The organism is Pseudomonas grimontii (assembly GCF_007858185.1).
GTDB classification, from domain to species: Bacteria; Pseudomonadota; Gammaproteobacteria; order Pseudomonadales; family Pseudomonadaceae; genus Aquipseudomonas; species Aquipseudomonas grimontii.
Genome location: NZ_VFES01000030.1, coordinates 18,719 through 37,247 on the forward strand (window position 1 = coordinate 18,719; position 18,529 = coordinate 37,247).

General features: G+C 63.2%; 17 protein-coding genes. 3 read left to right on the forward strand and 14 right to left on the reverse strand.

The features are described from left to right. Positions 1-43: 43 nt before the first annotated feature. From FIV39_RS29720 to FIV39_RS29730, 3 genes are all read left to right on the forward strand, one after another. The gene (locus FIV39_RS29720) at positions 44-997 is read left to right on the forward strand and encodes a hypothetical protein (RefSeq protein ID WP_090406125.1); all 954 of its coding nucleotides are present in this window, start codon (positions 44-46) and stop codon (positions 995-997) included. A 2-nt stretch (positions 998-999) separates the two neighbouring features. Continuing rightward, the gene (locus FIV39_RS29725; RefSeq protein ID WP_090406123.1) at positions 1,000-1,377 is read left to right on the forward strand and encodes a hypothetical protein; all 378 of its coding nucleotides are present in this window, start codon (positions 1,000-1,002) and stop codon (positions 1,375-1,377) included. Positions 1,378-1,494: 117 nt separating this feature from the next. Further along, on the forward strand, positions 1,495-3,006 hold the full coding sequence (locus FIV39_RS29730) for a hypothetical protein (protein ID WP_090406120.1): 1,512 nt from the start codon (positions 1,495-1,497) through the stop codon (positions 3,004-3,006). A 59-nt stretch (positions 3,007-3,065) separates the two neighbouring features. Here FIV39_RS29730 and FIV39_RS29735 read toward each other — a convergent pair whose 3' ends face one another. From FIV39_RS29735 to FIV39_RS29800, 14 genes are all read right to left on the reverse strand, one after another. Next, positions 3,066-4,163, reverse strand: a complete 1,098-nt coding sequence (locus FIV39_RS29735; RefSeq protein ID WP_090406117.1) for an SMP-30/gluconolactonase/LRE family protein — start codon at positions 4,161-4,163, stop codon at positions 3,066-3,068. Then, complete coding sequence (locus tag FIV39_RS29740; protein ID WP_090406114.1) at positions 4,160-4,837, reverse strand: sterol desaturase family protein; 678 nt, start codon at positions 4,835-4,837, stop codon at positions 4,160-4,162. Before FIV39_RS29740 ends, FIV39_RS29735 begins: the two co-directional genes overlap by 4 nt. An 89-nt stretch (positions 4,838-4,926) precedes the next feature. Then, a complete protein-coding gene (locus FIV39_RS29745; protein ID WP_090406109.1) occupies positions 4,927-5,790 on the reverse strand; it encodes a LysR family transcriptional regulator in 864 nt (287 codons plus the stop codon). 219 nt (positions 5,791-6,009) lie between these two features. After that, complete coding sequence (locus tag FIV39_RS29750; RefSeq protein WP_090406106.1) at positions 6,010-7,416, reverse strand: amidase; 1,407 nt, start codon at positions 7,414-7,416, stop codon at positions 6,010-6,012. Next, the gene (locus tag FIV39_RS29755; RefSeq protein WP_090406103.1) at positions 7,413-8,681 is read right to left on the reverse strand and encodes a Zn-dependent hydrolase; all 1,269 of its coding nucleotides are present in this window, start codon (positions 8,679-8,681) and stop codon (positions 7,413-7,415) included. The genes FIV39_RS29750 and FIV39_RS29755 overlap by 4 nt, the downstream gene beginning before the upstream one ends. A 13-nt stretch (positions 8,682-8,694) precedes the next feature. Further along, positions 8,695-9,390, reverse strand: a complete 696-nt coding sequence (locus tag FIV39_RS29760; RefSeq protein WP_090406100.1) for an ABC transporter ATP-binding protein — start codon at positions 9,388-9,390, stop codon at positions 8,695-8,697. Next, a complete protein-coding gene (locus tag FIV39_RS29765; protein WP_090406097.1) occupies positions 9,390-10,139 on the reverse strand; it encodes an ABC transporter ATP-binding protein in 750 nt (249 codons plus the stop codon). The genes FIV39_RS29760 and FIV39_RS29765 overlap by 1 nt, the downstream gene beginning before the upstream one ends. Beyond that, positions 10,136-11,146: a branched-chain amino acid ABC transporter permease gene (locus FIV39_RS29770; protein ID WP_090406094.1), complete on the reverse strand. Its 1,011-nt coding sequence runs from the start codon at positions 11,144-11,146 to the stop codon at positions 10,136-10,138. The genes FIV39_RS29765 and FIV39_RS29770 overlap by 4 nt, the downstream gene beginning before the upstream one ends. A gap of 1 nt (position 11,147) precedes the next feature. Beyond that, positions 11,148-12,008 (reverse strand): branched-chain amino acid ABC transporter permease, encoded by an 861-nt coding sequence (locus FIV39_RS29775; RefSeq protein WP_090406091.1) that lies wholly within the window; start codon positions 12,006-12,008, stop codon positions 11,148-11,150. 68 nt (positions 12,009-12,076) lie between these two features. Next, positions 12,077-13,279 (reverse strand): ABC transporter substrate-binding protein, encoded by a 1,203-nt coding sequence (locus FIV39_RS29780; RefSeq protein ID WP_090406088.1) that lies wholly within the window; start codon positions 13,277-13,279, stop codon positions 12,077-12,079. Positions 13,280-13,418: 139 nt separating this feature from the next. Then, entirely contained in the window at positions 13,419-14,189 is a 771-nt protein-coding gene (locus tag FIV39_RS29785) for a FadR/GntR family transcriptional regulator (RefSeq protein WP_090406085.1), read from the reverse strand. Between the two features lie 107 nt (positions 14,190-14,296). Further along, positions 14,297-15,046: an alpha/beta fold hydrolase gene (locus tag FIV39_RS29790; RefSeq protein WP_090406082.1), complete on the reverse strand. Its 750-nt coding sequence runs from the start codon at positions 15,044-15,046 to the stop codon at positions 14,297-14,299. Between the two features lie 107 nt (positions 15,047-15,153). Beyond that, entirely contained in the window at positions 15,154-16,566 is a 1,413-nt protein-coding gene (locus FIV39_RS29795) for an efflux transporter outer membrane subunit (protein WP_090406079.1), read from the reverse strand. Beyond that, complete coding sequence (locus FIV39_RS29800) at positions 16,559-18,529, reverse strand: MacB family efflux pump subunit (protein WP_146371672.1); 1,971 nt, start codon at positions 18,527-18,529, stop codon at positions 16,559-16,561. The genes FIV39_RS29795 and FIV39_RS29800 overlap by 8 nt, the downstream gene beginning before the upstream one ends.

The window sequence follows — 18,529 nt, forward strand, 5'->3', positions numbered from 1 at the left end:
CTTATATTTCGACGCCATCTTCTTTGCATCTCGGATGTAGGGCATGGCGCAGAGCTATATCAACGACCGCACAACGAACTACACCCGTTTGAAATCCCGCCTCATGGGCGGCGCCCCGAGCCAGCAGCGCGCCGATCATTTTGATGTGCTCAATCGGCACCTGCGGCCAGGCCTGGTCGCGCCGGGGCAACTGGTGATTATTCCCGATCCCTACAGTGTGAGCTGTTCGGGCGAGGAAGCCTGGTTGATGCGCCATGCCGAAGAGGTTCGGCGCAACCTGGAAATGAATACCGAGGCGGGCAGGGAGTTGCTCGGCAACTATGACTTGCTGCAGAGCTTCATGACGTACGGCTCGATGGGTATCGGCAGTGCGACATCGGCCTGGGCGCGGCATCTGAATGAGGTGGCGCAGACCCTGGAGGACATCGAGGGGTTGCATCAGCGCTTGAAGGACGGTGCGTTGGACCGGGATGGCTTTATCAAACAGCGCCAGGCGTTGTTCCGGCGCCTGGATCTGCAACTGCAAGGCGCGGCACGGTTCGGCACGGGGTTGCAGGGTAATGAGTCGTTGAAGAAGGTGCTGGGGATTTCGACCAAAAGCTATCTGCATAGAGGCGAGATTGCGGGGTATGCACAGCGCATGCGCGAGATTGCGCAGATGTCCAAGTGGCTGGGTAAAGGGACTTTCATTGGGATCGCGCTGGATGCGGGCGCAACCGGGCTGGAGATCAAGGAGGCGTGTGTGACGGGGCGGTTGGTGGGGGGAGTGGCTGGGGCTGCTGTCGGGGGAAAGTATGGTGCAGCCTTCGCTCTTCGTGCTTGTCACCTATTTTTGGGTATTTCGATGAAGGGACAAGGTGCGCTTGCGTGCGCAGTCATCGGCGGCGCTGCGGGTGGGCAGGCGGTAGGCTCTGGTCTAGGTGATGAAGGTGCGTTATTGGGTGGAAAGATCCTGGAGGTCAACGGTGATTTGATCTTCGAGCCAGAGGGGGCTTAATCGTGTCGTTTTTTCTTGCCTTCACCATTGTGCATTTTGTGGGGGCGTTTGTCGTTTTGGGGCTGGCGCTGTTTGCCGAATATACAAAACTCGACGAGGTAGAAGGTTATTTCAGTCATAACGAAAGGGTCCGCGCCAATAAGCGATTTTGGAGACGAAACCGATGGCTCGACAGGCAATACCGCATGCTGTTGATGTTTGATTTCCTGTCTGACTCAGCACGCTATGTGAAAGCAGGTGTTGTGACCGAGGCCGAGCTGGCGTCTGTTCCATTAGGGCTGAAGCGTTGGGTGTTGTGGCCCTATTACGTCGGCTTTATTTGGGTTGTCGCAACAGTGGTTTGGACCGTTTGGCGTAGATGGGCCGACATCCCCATTTGAATGGGGCTGCATTTTTTCATAAAAAATACTGTACATACATACAGTCTTGTCCTACATTCCATCCCAGGTGACCGGATGTCACCTGACCTTCAGTTTTTAACTATGGATGGATAAAAAATGAAATCGAAAAAAGCCTTTATGCTGGGCGCGGCCATGGCGGCCACCTGCTTTGTCTCGGCCTTTGCCCTCGCTGAGCAATACCCTCACCTGGCTGCGCAAGCGGCGCCTCCCGCGGTCAAGCAAGGGTTGAAAAACGCTGCGAAGATCAAGGCCAACAAGGCGACGGCTGCCCTCAAGCAGCAGCTGCAAGCGGGTGCCCAACTGAAGAAACCGCTGTTTGCCGCCAAGGCGAAAGCCGATTCGGTCGTGGAAGACAACACCGCGCCGGCCAGGGTGACCAAGGTACAAAAAGCCACGGCCCAGTCGGCGCCCGCCGTGCAGGCTGCGCTGGTCCAGGGGTGTGAACAGACGCTGGACGTCAACTCGCTCTACACGATCGATGGTGTGCAAACCGGCGACCTGCTGTGCTACCACTTCAACCTGCCGCAGAAAGCGCGGATCAACGTCTTGTTGGTCAACCAAACGGCAGGCACCGACATGTCGTTGTCGCTGTTCCAGGATGACGGCCAGGGCAATCCGCTGCCGCTGGGCACCTCCAATAACCCCGGCACTGGCGATGAAAGCCTTGGCGGCGTGGTGCCAGCCGGCGATTACTACTGGTTCATGGAAGCCAACGCGGCGGTTCAGGGTTCGAGCTTTCAGTTCGGTGTTGCGGTCGATACCAACCTCGACGCCTTTGAACCCAATGACACCCCCGACACAGCCTTCCAACTGCCGGATACCCTCAACTACATCAACGGCAATGCCGACAGCCTGGATGACGTCGATTACTTCGATTTCACCGCTGTCCGTGGCCAGAGTGTGGGTATTGCGCTGACGGCCGATGCAGCCAGTGGCAGCACGCGTAACAAGTGGATTCTTGAGCGTTTCGATGGCGCCCAGTGGGTCACCGCGGGTGCCAACGTCCTGTCGACATCGATCCCGAGCCCGGGTGTCGGCGGCGTGGTCAAGGTACGTGTGCGGCCGAACCAGCACCCGAATGAGCCGTGGAGCGCGACCGGCAAGTACAACCTGTCGTTTGGTTCCAACCCTCGGGTGAACAGCCCGGATGTGAAGGGCGAGGCGAGCGTGTTGCGCATCCCGTATTCGGCTTCCGACGTGGGCTATGGCTACATGACAACGCAAGCTTATCGCGACCTGACCTGGACCATGGGCCTGTCGGACAGCACCGGTGCACCACTGGTGGGCCTGCACCCGATCGTCTATCTCGACCAGCGGATTGACCCGGCCAACGGCGACATCGTCTACAAGGCGTATTCGGCGCCGACCGACAGCTCGGGGCAAGCGTCTGGCACGATCAATGTGGGCACTTGCTTCGGTGATTTCCAGACCACCTTTGTCGATTACGCCCAGGGCTACAACAACACCTGGCGTACCGACTTCAACTACGGCGTGTGGCGCATGGAAGTGTTGGAGTACCCAGGCATTGGTGTCGGTGGCGATAACACCGAGTTCGTCAGCTTCGGCCATCTGTGCAAGCAGACCTTGCTGAGCAGCACCAAGAGCTAAACGCGGTTAACCCGTCGTACCGAGGGCATACAGGCCGACGCCTGTATGCCCTTTTTGCTTTACTGCGCCAACGCCAGCTTCAATGGCAACCGCGCCATGCTCGTATTCTTCAAAGAGCCCAGGTACAACCAGTCGCCATACTCCCGCGCGGTGGTGATCGGCGAGTAGTTGCCCGCGCTGCCATCCTGCAAATTGGCGATGACCTTGCCCTCGGTATCCAGCCCCAGCACGAAGGCTTTGCGCTCGATGGGCTTGGGCACCACCATCAGTGCGCGCACCATTACTTTGCGCAACAGCGGGTAGCCGGCAAAGCTGTCGAGCAATGGGTTGCGCGGTGAATACAGCGCCACCCAGAAACGGTCCCTGCCGTTGAAACTGAGGTTGTCCGGCAGGCCGGGCAGGTTGTCGATAAACAGGTCGTGCTGGCCCGCGCGCTCGCCCTTGAGCCAGTAACGGCTGATGCGATACGCGCCGGTTTCATTGACCAGCACGTAGTGCTCATCCGGGCCGAGGGCCACGCCGTTGGCGAATTGCAGTTGGTCCAGCAATACCTCGGTGGTGCCGTTGCTGAAGTCATAGCGCAGCAGGCGTCCATCGCCGCCATGCTCGATCACCGCCTCGCCATCCTGGCCATAGCCCCAGCGGCTTGAAGCATCGCTGAAGTACGCATAGTGCCCGCTGGCATCCACTGTCACGTCATCGGTAAAGCCAAATGGCACGCCGTTGGCGCTGGTGCTCAGGGTGGTGAGCTGGCGCTGGGAGTCCAGCGCGAGCAAGCCCTTGACCCCATCGGCAATGATCAGGCGCCCGTCCGGGTGCAGCGCCAAGCCCAGTGGTCGCCCACCGGTGTTGGCCAGCACTTCCAGGGTGGGGCTGTCGGGCGACGTGCGGACGATGCGCCCGTCATGCAGCCCGCTGATCAGAAAACCCTGGGCATCCAGCAGCAACGCCTCGGGCCCGGCAATGTCCTGGGCACCGATTTTCTGCACGGCCTTGAGGCGTTGGTTGTCGGCATAGGCCCCTTCCTTCGTCGATGGCGCCCTGGGCGGGGCCCAGTTCACCGGTTGCACTTTGGTCGGCATCAGCAGCAGGAAAGCGATCACCGCCAGCAGCAGTACAAACAGCAGGTGACGGATTTTTTTTCGGCGGATACTCATGACGACTCCTGGTGGTCGTTGGGGTTCGGTTCCCAGTGCAGGGTGCCGAACAGGTAATCCATCAGCGGGAGGACGATATTGAAATTGCGCCCCTGCATCAGTTCGCGGTGGTGATGCAGGGCATGCAGTTGGTGCATCTGGCGAATCCACGGCAGGCGCGCCACCCTGTGGTCGGCGGGTAAGTGCTCGCAGGCGTGGAACACTTCGTAGAGCAGGTAGCCGAGGATCATGCACCCGGCGAACAGCCCGGCGACATTGGTGTTCAGGTGCTGGAGCAACCACCAGGCGGGGAGGGTGATGACCACGCTGTGCAGCACGATCAACCACGCCGGGAAGAGAATGACGCGCCAGTCCCGTGGGCTGTCGTAGGTCATGTGGCCTGGGGTGAAGAAGCTGTGGTGATCGCCGGTGTGGCGTGCATAGAACAAGCGCGCCAGGGCGTGCTTGTGATGGCCGAGGTGACGGTGCACCAGGTAGATACAGAGGTTGAAGAACACCAGGGTCAGCGGCACGGTCAGCCACTCGATCGGCGTAATCCGGTGGGTGGAGGACCACGCCAGGGCGATGCAGGACACGCCATAGCCGAGCACAAAGGCAGCGTGCAGCCAGGGCTTGTAATGCGGGCTGACCTCGGCGCGGTAGCGGCGGCGAAACGTCTCGGTGGGGTGGACCATGGCGGGCTGCTCAGTTTTTTTTGTTGGAGACTGAGCTTAGTTGGTACACGGGAATCTGCGAGTTTTGCGCGCTGCACCGCTCAAGCGATTCAGATCAACGGGTCCCAGCGTTGCGACCAGTCACTCTCGGCCTTGACCACTTCACGCAGCAGCCCCAGCGCCTGCTGCAACACCGCCGAATCCCGCGCCCGCGAGTACACCAGGAACGTCGGGAAGCTGAACTCAGGGGCCTTGGGCACGCGCTGCATCACGCCGCTGTCCAGGTAGCTCTGTACCACCCGCGTGCGGAAATACCCGGCGCCGCCATTCTCGAGGATGTACTGCAACGCCAACGGCCCGAGGTTGAAACTCAGCGCAGCGCGGGCCCTGTCGGGCAGGGCGGCGTCGTGCTGCTGGCGAAAACCCGGGCCCCAATCGATGTAGACGTACGGGTCCGGCTTACTCACCAACTGCACCAGGATCAGCTTTTCTTCGAGCACCTGCTCCACCTGCAACCCCGGCCAGTACTGCGGCTGGAACACCAGCGCCGCATCGAGTACGCCGAGTTCCAGTTGCCGCAGCAGGTATTCACCTTCACGCACTTCGGTACGCAGCGCATGCCCGGGAATCTGTTCGCGCAAGGCCCGGGCCCAACCGAGCATCAGCGGGTTGCACAGGCTGACTTCACCGCCGATATGCAGCACATTGCGATAGCCATCCGGCAACGGCAGGTCACGCCGCGCGGCTTCCCAGGTTTGCAGCAACTGATTGGCATACACCACAAACGCCTCGCCGTCGGCGGTCAGGCGCGCGCCGGCGCGGTTGCGCACGAACAGCGTACTGCCCAGTTGGCTTTCGAGGTTTTTAACGCGTGCGGTGATGGCGGTCTGGGTGACGTGCAGTTTCTCGGCGGCGGCGGCCAGGCTGCCGCAGCGGGAGATTTCGAGGAAGGTGCGTGCCAGTTCGATGTCCATGAAGCCCCCAGGGATGAATGGGGGACATTGTAGAGGCAGCGCGTTGGAATACGATCAGAAAATGTGGGAGGGCGCTTGCCCCCGATTGCGATGGGTCAGCTACAAATAAACTGGCTGTCCACCGCCATCGGGGGCAAGCCCGCTTGCCACAGGTTACTGTTTGCCCGTTCTATCTCTTAACTGACTGGCATTAGGGCAAGCCCCCTCCCACATTCTGATCTACGCTGTTCCGGTGATCGGCGTCCGCAAATGCTGGGTCGGGAACGCCTTGGCATACGCCCGGCACACCCTCAACACCTGCTCATCGGCAAACCGCGCGCCCACCACATGCAAGCCCACCGGCAAGCCATTCGCGGCCAGCCCGCACGGCACCGACGCCGCCGGTTGTTGGGTGAGGTTGAAGGGGTAGGTGAACGGCGTCCACTCGGTCCAATCCTGCAGGCCTGAACCGGGCGGGACGTTGTGCCCGGCCTCGAACGCGGTGATCGGCATCATCGGCGAGACCAGCACGTCGTAATGCTCATGGAACGCCGCCATGCGGGCCACCAGCGCCGCCCGTGCTTCCAGGGCCGCGTTGAAGTCATCCAGGCTCAACTGCTCGCCACGCTGGGCAATGCGCAACAGCCCAGGGTCCAGCAGTTGTTTTTGCGCGTCGCTCATGGACCCGGTCAGGCGTGCCGCTCCCGCCGCCCACAAGGTGCTGAACACCTCCAGCGGGTCGCTGAAACCTGGGTCGATCTGCTCGACATGGGCGCCCAATTGCACCAGGCCTTCGACCGCCTGGGCGACCACCTTGGCCACCTGCGGGTCGACATCCACGTAGCCAAACGTTGGGCTGTAGGCCACGCGCAGGCCTTTCAAATCCGTCTCCGGCGTGAGCCATGGCGTGGTCCTCGGCGCACCGATCAAGCCATCCCGCGCATCCGGCTGTGCAACGGCCTGCAACATCAACACGCTGTCTTCCACGGTGCGGGTCATCGGCCCCAGGTGCGAGAGGATGGTCATCGAACTGGCCGGCCACTGCGGCACATAGCCGAACGTCGGCTTGATCCCGAAGGTGCCGGTAAACGCGCAAGGGATGCGGATCGAGCCGCCGGCATCGCTGCCCTGGTGCAGCACGCCCAGGTTCAATGCGGCTGCCGCGCCCGCGCCGCCGGATGAGCCGCCCGCGGTGGTGCGGGTGTCCCACGGGTTGCGCGTGATGCCGTACAGCGGGTTGTCGGTGACGCCTTTCCAGCCGAATTCCGGGGTGGTGGTCTTGCCCAGCAGCACCGCGCCGGCCTTGCGCATAAAGGCCGGGAAGGGCGCGTCGACGTCCCACGGGCCCTCGGCCGATGAGGTGCGCGAGCCCTTGCGGGTGGGCATGCCGATCGTCAGCGTGAGGTCCTTGATCGACGCTGGTACGCCGTCCAGCGCGCCGCAGGGCGCGCCCTTGAACCAGCGTGCTTCCGACGCCCGCGCCGCGTGCAGCGCACCCTCGGGGTCGACATGGCAGTAGGCGTTGACCGCCGGGTTGCAGCGCTCGATGCGCAGCAGCGCATCTTCGGTGACGTCCACCGGCGACAAGGTCTTGTTGCGAAAATGCTCCAGCAGTTGCACCGCCGTCAATTGGCCCATTTCACTCATGCTCGGTCCCCCTGTGCCGCGTTGACCATGGCGCGTAGTAACACTGCGCAACCGGCCGCCAGGTCATCCGGCGCGGCGTTTTCGATTTCGTTATGGCTGATGCCACCTTCGCACGGCACAAAGATCATCCCCGCCGGGCCCAGCTCGGCGACGAAAATCGCGTCATGCCCGGCGCCGCTGACGATGTCCATATGGCTCAGGCCCAAGGCAGCCGCCGCATCGCGCACGGCGTTGACGCAGGCCGGGTGGAAGTCCAGCGGCGGGAAGTCGGCGGTGGGTGTCAGCTCGACACTCAGGCCGTGGCGCAGGGCAGTGGCGTCGATCACGCCGCGCACTTCATCGACCATGGCTTGCAGCTTGTCGGCATGCAGGTGGCGCAGGTCGATGGTCATGTGTACCTGGCCGGGAATCACATTGCGCGAGCCCGGGTGCAGGCTCAGGCAGCCGACGGTGCCGCAGGCGTGAGGTTGTTGCTGATGAGCGATACGGTTGACCGCGCTGACCACCTCGGCGGCGCCGACCAGGGCGTCCTTGCGCAGGTGCATAGGCGTCGGGCCGGCGTGGGCTTCGACGCCGGTGAGGGTCAGGTCGAACCACTTCTGGCCGAGGCAACCCATCACCACGCCAATAGTGGTGGCCTGGTCTTCCAGCACCGGGCCTTGCTCGATATGCGCTTCGAAATACGCACCGACCGGATGGCCCAGCACCGCGCGGGAACCGGCATAGCCGATGCGCTGCAATTCGGCGCCCACCGACAAGCCTTGCTCGTCCTGCTTGTCGAGGGTGTCCTGCAAGTCGAACTTACCGGCAAATACCCCGGAGCCCATCATGCACGGCGGGAAGCGCGAGCCTTCTTCGTTGGTCCACACCACCACTTCGAGCGGCGCTTCGGTTTCGATCTTCAAGTCATTGAGGGTGCGGATCACTTCCAGCCCGGCCATCACCCCATAACAACCATCGAACTTGCCACCGGTGGGCTGGGTGTCGATATGGCTGCCGGTCATCACCGGGGGCAGGGCCGGATTGCGCCCAGGGCGGCGCGCGAAAATATTGCCGATGGCGTCGACACTCACGCTGCACCCGGCGGCTTCGCACCACTGTACAAACAGGTCACGGGCCTGGCGGTCCAGGTCGGTGAGGGCCAGGCGGCACACGCCGCCTTTGACCGTGGCGCCGAGTTGGGCCAGGTCCATCAGCGATTGCCACAGGCGGTCGCGGTTGATCAGCGGGGCGTTGCCCTGGAGCGGTTGCGCAAAACTATTCATCTGCAATCTCCCGTCAGGCGCTCAGCGCCAGGTAGCGGTTCTTGATCGTCGGGTCGGCGCGGAAGGCGGCGGCGCTGCCCTCGTAGACCACGCGGCCCTGTTCGAGGACGTAATGGCGGTCGGCGAGCTTGTCGCAGACCATCAGGTTTTGTTCCACCAGCAGCACCGGCAGGCCGTCGTCCTTGATCTTGCGCAGGATCTTCACCAGTTCGTCGACGATCACCGGGGCCAGGCCTTCGGTGGGTTCGTCGAGGATCAGCAGCTTCGGATCGTTGAGCAGGGCGCGGGCGATGGCGAGCATCTGTTGCTCGCCGCCGGAGAGCGCATGGCCGGCGTTCCTGCGCCGCTCCTTGAGGCGCGGGAACATGCCGTACACGTCTTCGAGCTGCCAGCGGCTGGTCTTGCGGACGGCGATGCGCAGGTTTTCCTCGACGGTCAGCAGGCGGAAGATCCCGCGATTTTCCGGCACCAGTGCCAGTCCCTGGCGTGCGATTTCAAAGATTTTCTGCCCCACCAGCGCCTGGCCGTTGAAGTGGATCTGGCCCTGGCGCGGGCAGATGATGCCGAGGATGCTGCGCAGGGTGGTGGTCTTGCCGGCACCGTTGCGCCCGAGCAGCGTCACCAGTTCGCCGGGGTTGACGCTCAGCGACACGCCTTCGAGCACGTGGCTCTTGTCATAGTAGGAATGAATATTCTCGACGATCAGCATCAGGCGGCCTCCCCAAGATAAGCACTGCGCACACGTTCATCGGCGCGCACGAACTCCGGCGTGCCTTCCACCAGGATCTGCCCGTGGCTCATCACCGTGATGCGTTGGCTGATGGACATGACGATGCTCATGTTGTGTTCGATCAACAGCACCGTATGGTCGCGGCCAAGGTCGCTGATCAACTGGGTCATGATCGGGATGTCATCGATGCCCATGCCCGAGGTGGGCTCGTCGAGCATCAGCAGTTTGGGCTTGGAGCAGATCGACATGCCCACCTCCAGCACCCGTTGCTGGCCGTGGGACAACTCGCCGGCCAGGGTCTCGGCGCGGGCGCTGAGTTGCAGGCGCTCAAGCACCTGGTCGGCCATTTCCAGGTGCTCGCGTTTGCTGTCCACGCGGCGCCAGAAATTCAGCGCGCGCGCACCGTCGCGGCCTTGGGCGGCCAGGCGCAGGTTCTCGCGCACGCTGAGGTTCTGGAACAGGCTGGTGAGCTGGAACGAGCGCGCCATGCCGAGGCCGACGCGTGCGTGGGCGGGCTTGCGCATCAGGTTCCTGCCGTCGAAATGAATCGCGCCGGCCGTGGCCTGGCGCTCGCCGGTCAGGCAGTGGAACAGGCTGGTCTTGCCCGCGCCGTTGGGGCCGATGATGGTATGGATGGTGCCGGCTTCGACCTTGAGGTTGACGCCGTTCACCGCACGGAACGCGCCATAGGCCAGTTCCAGGTCTTTGGTTTCCAGCAGGATGCTCATAGCCCTTCCTCCTTGGCGACGACGGCTGCCTTGCGACTGCCACGCACGCGCTCGAACAACGCGGCCAGGCCGCCCCACAAACCGCCGCGCATGAAGATCACCACCAGGATCAGGATCACCCCCAGCAGCATCAGCCAGCGCGGCCACAGGTCGGAGAGAAAATCTCCCAGCAGCACGATGGAGCCGGCGCCCAGCAACGAGCCGAACAGCGAGCCGGTGCCGCCGACAATGGTCATGATCAGGATGTTCTCGGACATCGCCAGGTCGATATTCGACAGCGGCACAAAGTGCAGCAGCATGGCGTACAACGCCCCGGCAATCCCGGTGACCGCGCCGGACAGCACGAACACCAGGATCTTGAAGTGCCGCGTGTCGTAGCCGATGGCCGAGGCGCGGGTTTCGTTTTCGCGGATCGCCATCAGCGTGCTGCCGAACGGCGAGGCGATCACCCGGCGCGCGCCGATGAAGATCAACAGGAACAGCACCGCGACAAAGCCATAGAACGCACGGGCGTCGGCCAGGGACAGCAGCACGGTGTCACCGAGGCGAATCTCCGGGCGCGGCACGCTGAGCAGGCCGTTGTCGCCGCCGGTCCAGTCGCTCAAGGTGTAGGCGACGAAGTAGGCCATCTGGCTGAACGCCAACGTGAGCATCACGAAGTAGATGCCGGTGCGGCGGATCGCCAGGGCCCCCACCAGCAAGGCCAGGAAGCCACCGGCGATGGCGGCACCGAGCAATGCGGTGAACAACCCCAATTGCAGATGGATCATCAGCAGCGCCGCGCAGTAGGCGCCGGCACCAAAGAAGATGCCTTGGCCAAACGACAGCAGCCCGGTGTAGCCCAGCAACAGGTTGCAGGCCAGGGCGGCCATGGCAAAGATCAGGATCTCGGTGGCCAGGGTCGCCGAGGGCAATAGCAAGGGCAGGCCGATCAGCACCGCCACGACCCACAACAACATGGCGCGCGATTGCGTTTTGGCAAACGGCAGGGGATTTTTCTCGCTCATGTCAGGCTCTCCCAAACAGGCCGTAAGGACGCACCAGAATCACCGCGGCCATGGCGCCGTAGATCATCAGGCTCGCGCCTTGGGGCCAGAGTGTGGTCATCAGGCTTTGCACCACGCCCACCAGCAAACCGCCGACCAGTGCACCGCTGAACGAGCCCATGCCGCCGATCACCACCACCACGAAGGCGATGCCGAGAATTTCCGGGCCAACGAACGGCTGGGCGCCGCGCAAGGGCGCGAACAGCACACCCGCCATGCCGGCCAGGCCAACGCCGAGGGCGAAGGTCATGGAGAACAGGCGGAAGATATTCGTGCCGAGCAGCGACACGGTCTCGGTGCTTTCACTGCCGGCGCGCACCAGGGCGCCGAAACGCGTGCGTTCCAGCAGCAGCCACAGACCCAGGCCGACCAACCCGGAAAACACAATCAGGAACAGGCGGTAGTAGGGGTAGACGAAATCACCCACCACCAGCACGCCGCGCAGCAGTTCCGGCACGGCGACGCTTTTGCCCACCGGGCCCCAGATCATCACGCTGGCTTCCTGGATGATCAGCGCGATGCCCAGCGTGACCAGGATCTGGAACATGTGTGGCAAGTGATAGATCCGTTGGATCAACACGCGCTCGATCACCCAGGCCAGCGCGGCCACCACCAGCGGCGCGATCAACAGCGCCAGCCAGAAGTTGCCGGTGAGGCTCACGGCGGTGTAGCAGATGTAGGCGCCCAGCAGGAAGAACGCACCGTGGGCGAAATTGACGAAGTTGAGCAGGCCGAAAATAATCGTCAGCCCGACCGCGATCAGGAAGTAGATCATCCCCAATCCAAGGCCGTTGAGTATCTGGAACAGGTAAAGATTAAGCATGCAGAAACCCTCGAACAGGTGGCCGCGCGGGCGGCCCTGCCGTGTACAACCGGTGATGTTTTAACGGATCAGGCGAGCGTGCAGCCCGTGGCTTCCACCGGCGGGAATGACTGGCCGGCACTGAGCACCTTGGCCAGGTCATCCTTGTCGGCCATGTCGGCGGCGGCCTTGCCGACCAGCAGGTAGTAGTCCTTGATCACCTGGTGGTCGCCGGCGCGGATCGACTCCTTGCCGGTGGGGCCTTCGAAACTCAGGCCCTGCATGGCCTTGGCCACGGTCGGCCCGTCGAAGCTGCCGGTGGCGATGATGGTGTCGAGCATGACCTTGGTGCTGATGTAATCGGCGGCCAGCGGGTAGGTGGGGTTGATGCCGTACTTGGCCTGGGTCAGCTTGACCAGCTCGCGGTTGAGCGGGGTGTCGACCTGATGCCAGTACTGCGCGCCGAGGTACACGCCTTCGAGGATGTCGCTGCCCAGTTCCTGGAACTGGTCGAGGCCGGCGGACCACACCAGCAGCACTTTCATGCGTTCCTTGATGCCGAAGTTCACCGCCTGGCGCAGGGTGTTGGACGACTGGCTGCCAAAGTTGAGCAACACCAGCACGTCGGGCCTGGTGGAAATGGCATTGGTCAGGTAGCCGGAGAACTCCTGTTCCTGCAGCGAGTGGTAGCTGTTGCCGACGTGTTCCAGGCCGTGTTCCTTGAGCACGTTTTTGGCGCCTTCGAGCAGCGCTTCGCCGAACACATATTGTGGCGTGATGGTGTACCAGCGCTTGGCGTCCGGCAGCAGTTTGATCAGCGGCACCATGGTTTCGCGGATGGCGCCGTAGGTGGGCACCGACCAGCGGAACGTGGCGTGGTTGCAGTCTTTGCCGGTGACTTCATCGGCACCGACCGGGGTCATGAATACACCGCCGACCTTGTCGACTTCCTTGGCCACCGCCAATGCCGATGACGACAGCGTGCAGCCCTGGAAGAACCGCGCTCCGTCCTGCTGGATCGCCTCCTGCACCTTGCGCACAGCCTTGCCGGCGTTGCCCTCGGTGTCGATGACCTTGTAGTTCAACGGGCGGCCCAGTAGCTCGGTATGTTGGGCCACCGCCAGGCGCGAACCCATGTCGGCAAACTTGCCATAGCTGGCAAAGGCGCCGGACATGGACTTGAGGCCGTAAAAGGTAAAGGGCTCGGCGGCGAATGCGGACCGTACGCTCAGCGGGAGGCTGAGGGCGGCGGCTGCGGTAAGACTGGCTTTCAATAACGTACGACGCTGCATGGGGTGACTCCCTGGTTTAATTATTGGCAGGAGTAGCAAGGGCGATACGGTGGAGCAGGGCCTGTGGGCAGGCCTGTTATTGGGGTGAAGCGGTCGCTTGGTTGGAGCCGGGTCAAACTGTGGGAGGGGGCTGGTGTTTTCAGTGGTTGTGGTCGAACTCCAACAGAAAATGCGGGCTGACCTGGCCTTCCAGTGCCGTCATGTGGTGTTCGGCGTCGCACATATGTTCATGCATCAGGCTGCGTACGGCGTGTTCATCGCCGGCGCGAAAGGCGCTCAGCAGCTGTTTGTGATAGTCGAGGTTGGCCGCGTCGAACTGCTTGCGCTTGGGCTTGTAGGCTTTTTTCAGCACCACCAGGTCGCGCAGCAGGTCATTGAGAAACTGCGCCATAAAGCTCAGCAACGGGTTGGGGCAGGCCTTGGCCAGCAGGTTGTGGAACTCCAGTTCCGCCAGGCGCTGTTCGCGCTGGCCGGCTTCGCTGTCTTCGGGGGCGCTGCAGAAATCCACGTTGTCCTGCAATGCCCGGTAGTCGTCTTCACTCAGGCGCCCGAGCACCGACACCGCCAGTTCCACTTCGATGACCTTGCGCAACTGGTACACCTGCTCCCCATCCAAGTGCTGGAAGTGCAGGTAGTTGCGCAGCGCGCGGCTGGCGGGTTCAGTGCCGGCCTGGTTCAGGTAGGCGCCGCCGCTGGGGCCGGTGCGCGTACTCACCAGCCCCTCGACCTCCAGGGCCTTGAGCGCTTCACGGGCCGAGCCCTTGGAGCACTGGAAGCTTTCCATCAGCTCACGCTCGGTGGGCAGGCGGTCGCCGGGCTTCAAGGCGTCGGTGACGATGGAGCGCTTGACCGACTCGACAATCACGTCGGACAGCTTCTGGCGTTTGCGGCGTAGCGGGCGAGTCAGCATGGGTTCGATTTATCGTATTAATGCGGATAAATAGCACTTAATAACGATTGAGGGAGAGCGTCAACGCAGGGTGTCGTTTTCGGCAGCAACAGGTCGTAAACGACGCGTTACTGCGTGCCATCCGCGTCCAGGCAGCGTGTCGACGGTGGTGGCTTTTTGCCGAAGGCCAGGAAGTCGCCCACCCAGCGGTTGATACAACCACCGGCGTCCGGTTTGGCGGGTTCCTTGAGGCGCAACTGTTCGACCTTAAGCGTGCCGGCCATGTCGTGTTCGGCGTTGACCAACACCATGCGTGCGACGCGATCTGGAAACCGCGCGGCATAGCGGCTGCCCAGGCGCGTGGCGCTGGTGTCACCCAGGTAATGCAGCTGTGCGTCGCCCAGTTGGGCGCGTACATACTCCATGTCCCGTACGGCCTGTTCGACGTCATGCTCCTGAGTGAGGTCGCGGGGGCCGAGTTCGATAACGTCGTAGCGGTTGAGCAGCGTGCGATAGGCTTGCGTGGAATAGCGGTGCCAGCGGCTGGCGAGGTGAATGGCGAAGGTACTTACGTGGTCTTTTGGTGGCGTGTCGCCGGCCTGGGCGAATACCAGGCCCTCGCGGTTCAGCGGATCGCGGGCGCCGACACGGGTCAGGTAGAGGCGCTGTTTGCCCTGCCGGGGGACGGCGTAGTTGAGGGGGACGGTGACGATGCCGCACTGGGTACGCGACAGCACCTCGGGGTCCAGCCGTTCGACGCTGGGGAGGGGGCAGTCGAGCAGCCAATCGATGGCAGTGGGTTTGATCAGTGGCTCTGCCTGGCCAAGGTTTGCCATCAACCAGAGACAGCCACACGCGAGGTGTTTTGTAACATTCATCAAGAGATCCCGGGCAGCCGTGTAATGGCGGCTTTTTTACCAAGGATCCTTAGGCGAAGAATGTAGGGGTGGTAGACGACTGGTGTACGAAACTGGAGTTTCGTTTATCAGATGCTGGTTTTCCAACCGCCGCCCAATGCCTTGTACAGCGCGATGCTGGCCTGCAGGCGTGACAGTCGCAATTGCACGTTCAAGTCCTGGGCGGCATACAGGGTGCGCTGGGTTTCCAGTACCGTCAGCAAGTCTTCGGCACCCGCCTGGTAGCGGCTTTCGGCGATCTGGAAGGCCGTCCGGGCCTGTTGCAGTTCTTCCGTTTGCCATTGGCGCTGCTGGTCCAGGCGCGTGATGCTGCTGAGGGCTTTTTCCACATCGGCAAACCCGTTGATGATCGCGCCTCGGTAGGTGTACAGCAGCTCATCCTGGCGCGCGCGGGCCTTGTCCCGTTCGGCGCTTAAACGGCCGTTGTTGAAGATCGGCCCGACCAGGCCGGCGGTCAGCGTGTAGTAGGGGCTGCGCAGGACGTCCAGGGCCTTGTAGGCGTCGGAGCCGAGTGTGGCGCCGAGGGTCAGGGCTGGCAGCATGGCGGCGCGGGCCACGGTGACATCCGCTTGCGCTGCCGCCAGTTGGGCCTCGGCCTTGGCGATGTCCGGCCGGCGACTGAGCAACTGGCTGGGCATGCCGGCGCCGATGGTGGGCCAGGCCAGGTCCTGGAAGGGTTCGGTGCCCAGGTCCAGGGCCTGGACCGGCTGGCCGAGGAGGGCGGCGAGGGTGATCTGGGATTCTTCGACCAGTTGTTGAATCAACGGCAGTTGGCGTTGCTGGCTGGCCACCAGGCTTTTCTGCTGGGCCAGTTCGAGGGCCGTGGCGGAGCCCGCGTCGTAGCGGGTTTGCACCAGAGCGAGCACGTTACGTGCGTTGGCCAGGTTCAACTCGGCGATCTGTTGGCGCTGGCGCGCGGCCAGGGTTTGCGCGTAGCGGTCGGCCACGTTGCTGAGCAGGGTCAGTTCCACGGTGGCCTGGTCGAACTCGCTGGCACGCAGGCTGTGCAGGGCGCTGTCACGGGCAGCGGCGCGGCCTCCCCAGAAGTCCACCTCATAGCTGGCGGTAAGGTTGGCACCGAAATTGTCCACGGCGTCATCGCTTTGCGAGGCGTCCAGCTCCGGCCCGCCGGGGCCGTGCAGCAGTTTCTGGTGACTGGTGGCGAGGTTGAACTTCACCTCGGGCAACAGCGGTGCCCCGGCGATCACCGCACTGGCCTGGGCCTGGCGCACGCGGGCCATGGCGGCGGCGACGTCGACACTGTCATGGCGGGCCTGCTCGACCAGGCGGTTCAACTGCGGGCTGCCGAACTGCGTCCACCAGCGCTGGTTGGTGGCCTGGGCCGCGTCGCGCTCGGCGAACTGCCAGGCGGCTGGCGCTGCAATGCCGCTGTCCACGGCGGGCGGTTCACCGGCGCAGGCAGTGAGCAGCAGGCACAGGCTAAATGCAGACAGGTGCGAGGGGATGGATCGTTTATTCACTGGTCAACGCCTTAACCGGATCGAGCCGGGCAGCTTTACGGGCCGGCATGAAGCCGAATACGACGCCGGTGACCAGTGCGCAACCAAATGCGCCAAGCACCGCCACCAGGGAAAACTGCACCGCCACCTGGGCCAGTACCAGCATGCCGCCAACCAGCAGTGCCAGGGCGATACCGCACAGGCCGCCGACCACCGAAAGCATCACCGCCTCGGTCAGGAACTGGCGCAGGATGTCGCGCTGGCGCGCGCCGGTGGCCATGCGGATGCCGATCTCGCGCGTCCGTTCACGCACGGTCATCAGCATGATGTTCATCACGCCAATACCGCCTACCAGCAGGGAAATCGCAGCAATCGAGCCGAGCATCAGCGACAGGGTGTTCTGGGTGTGCGCCTCGGCCTGGATCATCGCCGCGTTGTTGGTCAGCTCGTAGTCGCGCTTGCCGTTGTGCAGCTTTTGCATCAACTGATCGATGGCCACCTCGGCCTCGCGGACCTTGCGCGCATCGGCGGCGGCAATCACCACGTATTCGGGGTTGTAGCTGCCGAACAGCCGCACGCTGGCGGCGGTGTAGGGGATGGCGATACGGTCATCGCTGTCCTTGTTACCGGAGCTGGCGCCTTTTTCCGCCAGCACGCCGATCACTTGGAACGGTACGTTTTCAATCAGGATGTACTGGCCGATGGGGTCGACTTCACCCTTGAACAGCTTTTCACGCACGCGATGACCGATCACGGCCACGGTGGCGGCCGCACGCTCGTCGGCCGCCGTGAAGTAACTGCCCTCGACCACCGGCCAATTGAAAATATCCGGGAAGTTGGTGTCATTGCCGCCCACATAGGCCATGTAGTCGACGTTGCCGAAGCGCACCCCGGCTTCGCTGCCGTTGACCGGCATGATGCGTTGGACCTGGGGTAATGCCGCGAGTGCGTGGACGTCATCGATGGTGACGATACCCGGCGGCGTGCGCGGGTTGGGCGACGATCCGCTGAGGTAGATAATGTTGGAGCCGAACGCCCCCATCTGCGCCATGACCTGGCGCTTGCTGCCCTCACCGACGGCCAGCATCACCACCACCGAGGCCACGCCGATGATGATCCCCAGCAGGGTCAGTGCGGTGCGGAACCGATTGATCCACATCACCCGCCAGGCGGCTTGCACCGCGTCGAGCAATTCGGCTTTCCACGCGCCATTGTGTTCGGCGCCGTCGGCCAGGCGCTGGCGCAGGTCCACGGCTTGCAACGCGCCGCGGGTGGCCGGTGGCGGGGCTGCGCCGTCATCGGCCGAGTCACTGATGATCAGGCCATCGCGAATTTCAATCATGCGGTTGGCGCGCGCCGCCACTTCACGGTCGTGGGTGATCAGGATCACCACGTGGCCCTGGCTGGCCAGTTCGTCCAGCAGGGTCATCACCTCGGCGCCGCTGTGGCTGTCGAGGGCGCCGGTGGGTTCATCGGCGAGGATGATGTGGCCGCCGTTCATCAGCGCCCGAGCGATAGAGACGCGCTGTTGTTGCCCGCCGGACAGCTGGTGCGGCCGGTTGCCGGTGCGCTCGGCCAGGCCCAGGCGGGTGAGCAGCGCATGGGCGCGGGCATGGCGCTCGGCGGCGCTGATACCGGCGTAGATCGCCGGCATCTCGACGTTCTCCTGGGCCGAGCCCGAGGGGATCAAGTGGTAGCCCTGAAACACAAAGCCAAAGGCCTCGCGGCGCAGCCAGGCGAGTTCGTCGCTGTCCAGGTGGGCGACGTTTTCCCCGGCGAACAGGTACTCGCCTGTGCTTGGGCGGTCGAGGCAACCGAGGATATTCATCAGCGTGGACTTGCCGGAACCGGAAGCCCCGACGATGGCGACGAATTCCCCGGCATGGATCGACAGGTCGATGCCGCGCAACACATCGACCTGCGGGCTGTCGCCGCCGCCGTAGGATTTGCGGATGTTCTTGAGTTCGATCAGCGGCGTGGTCAC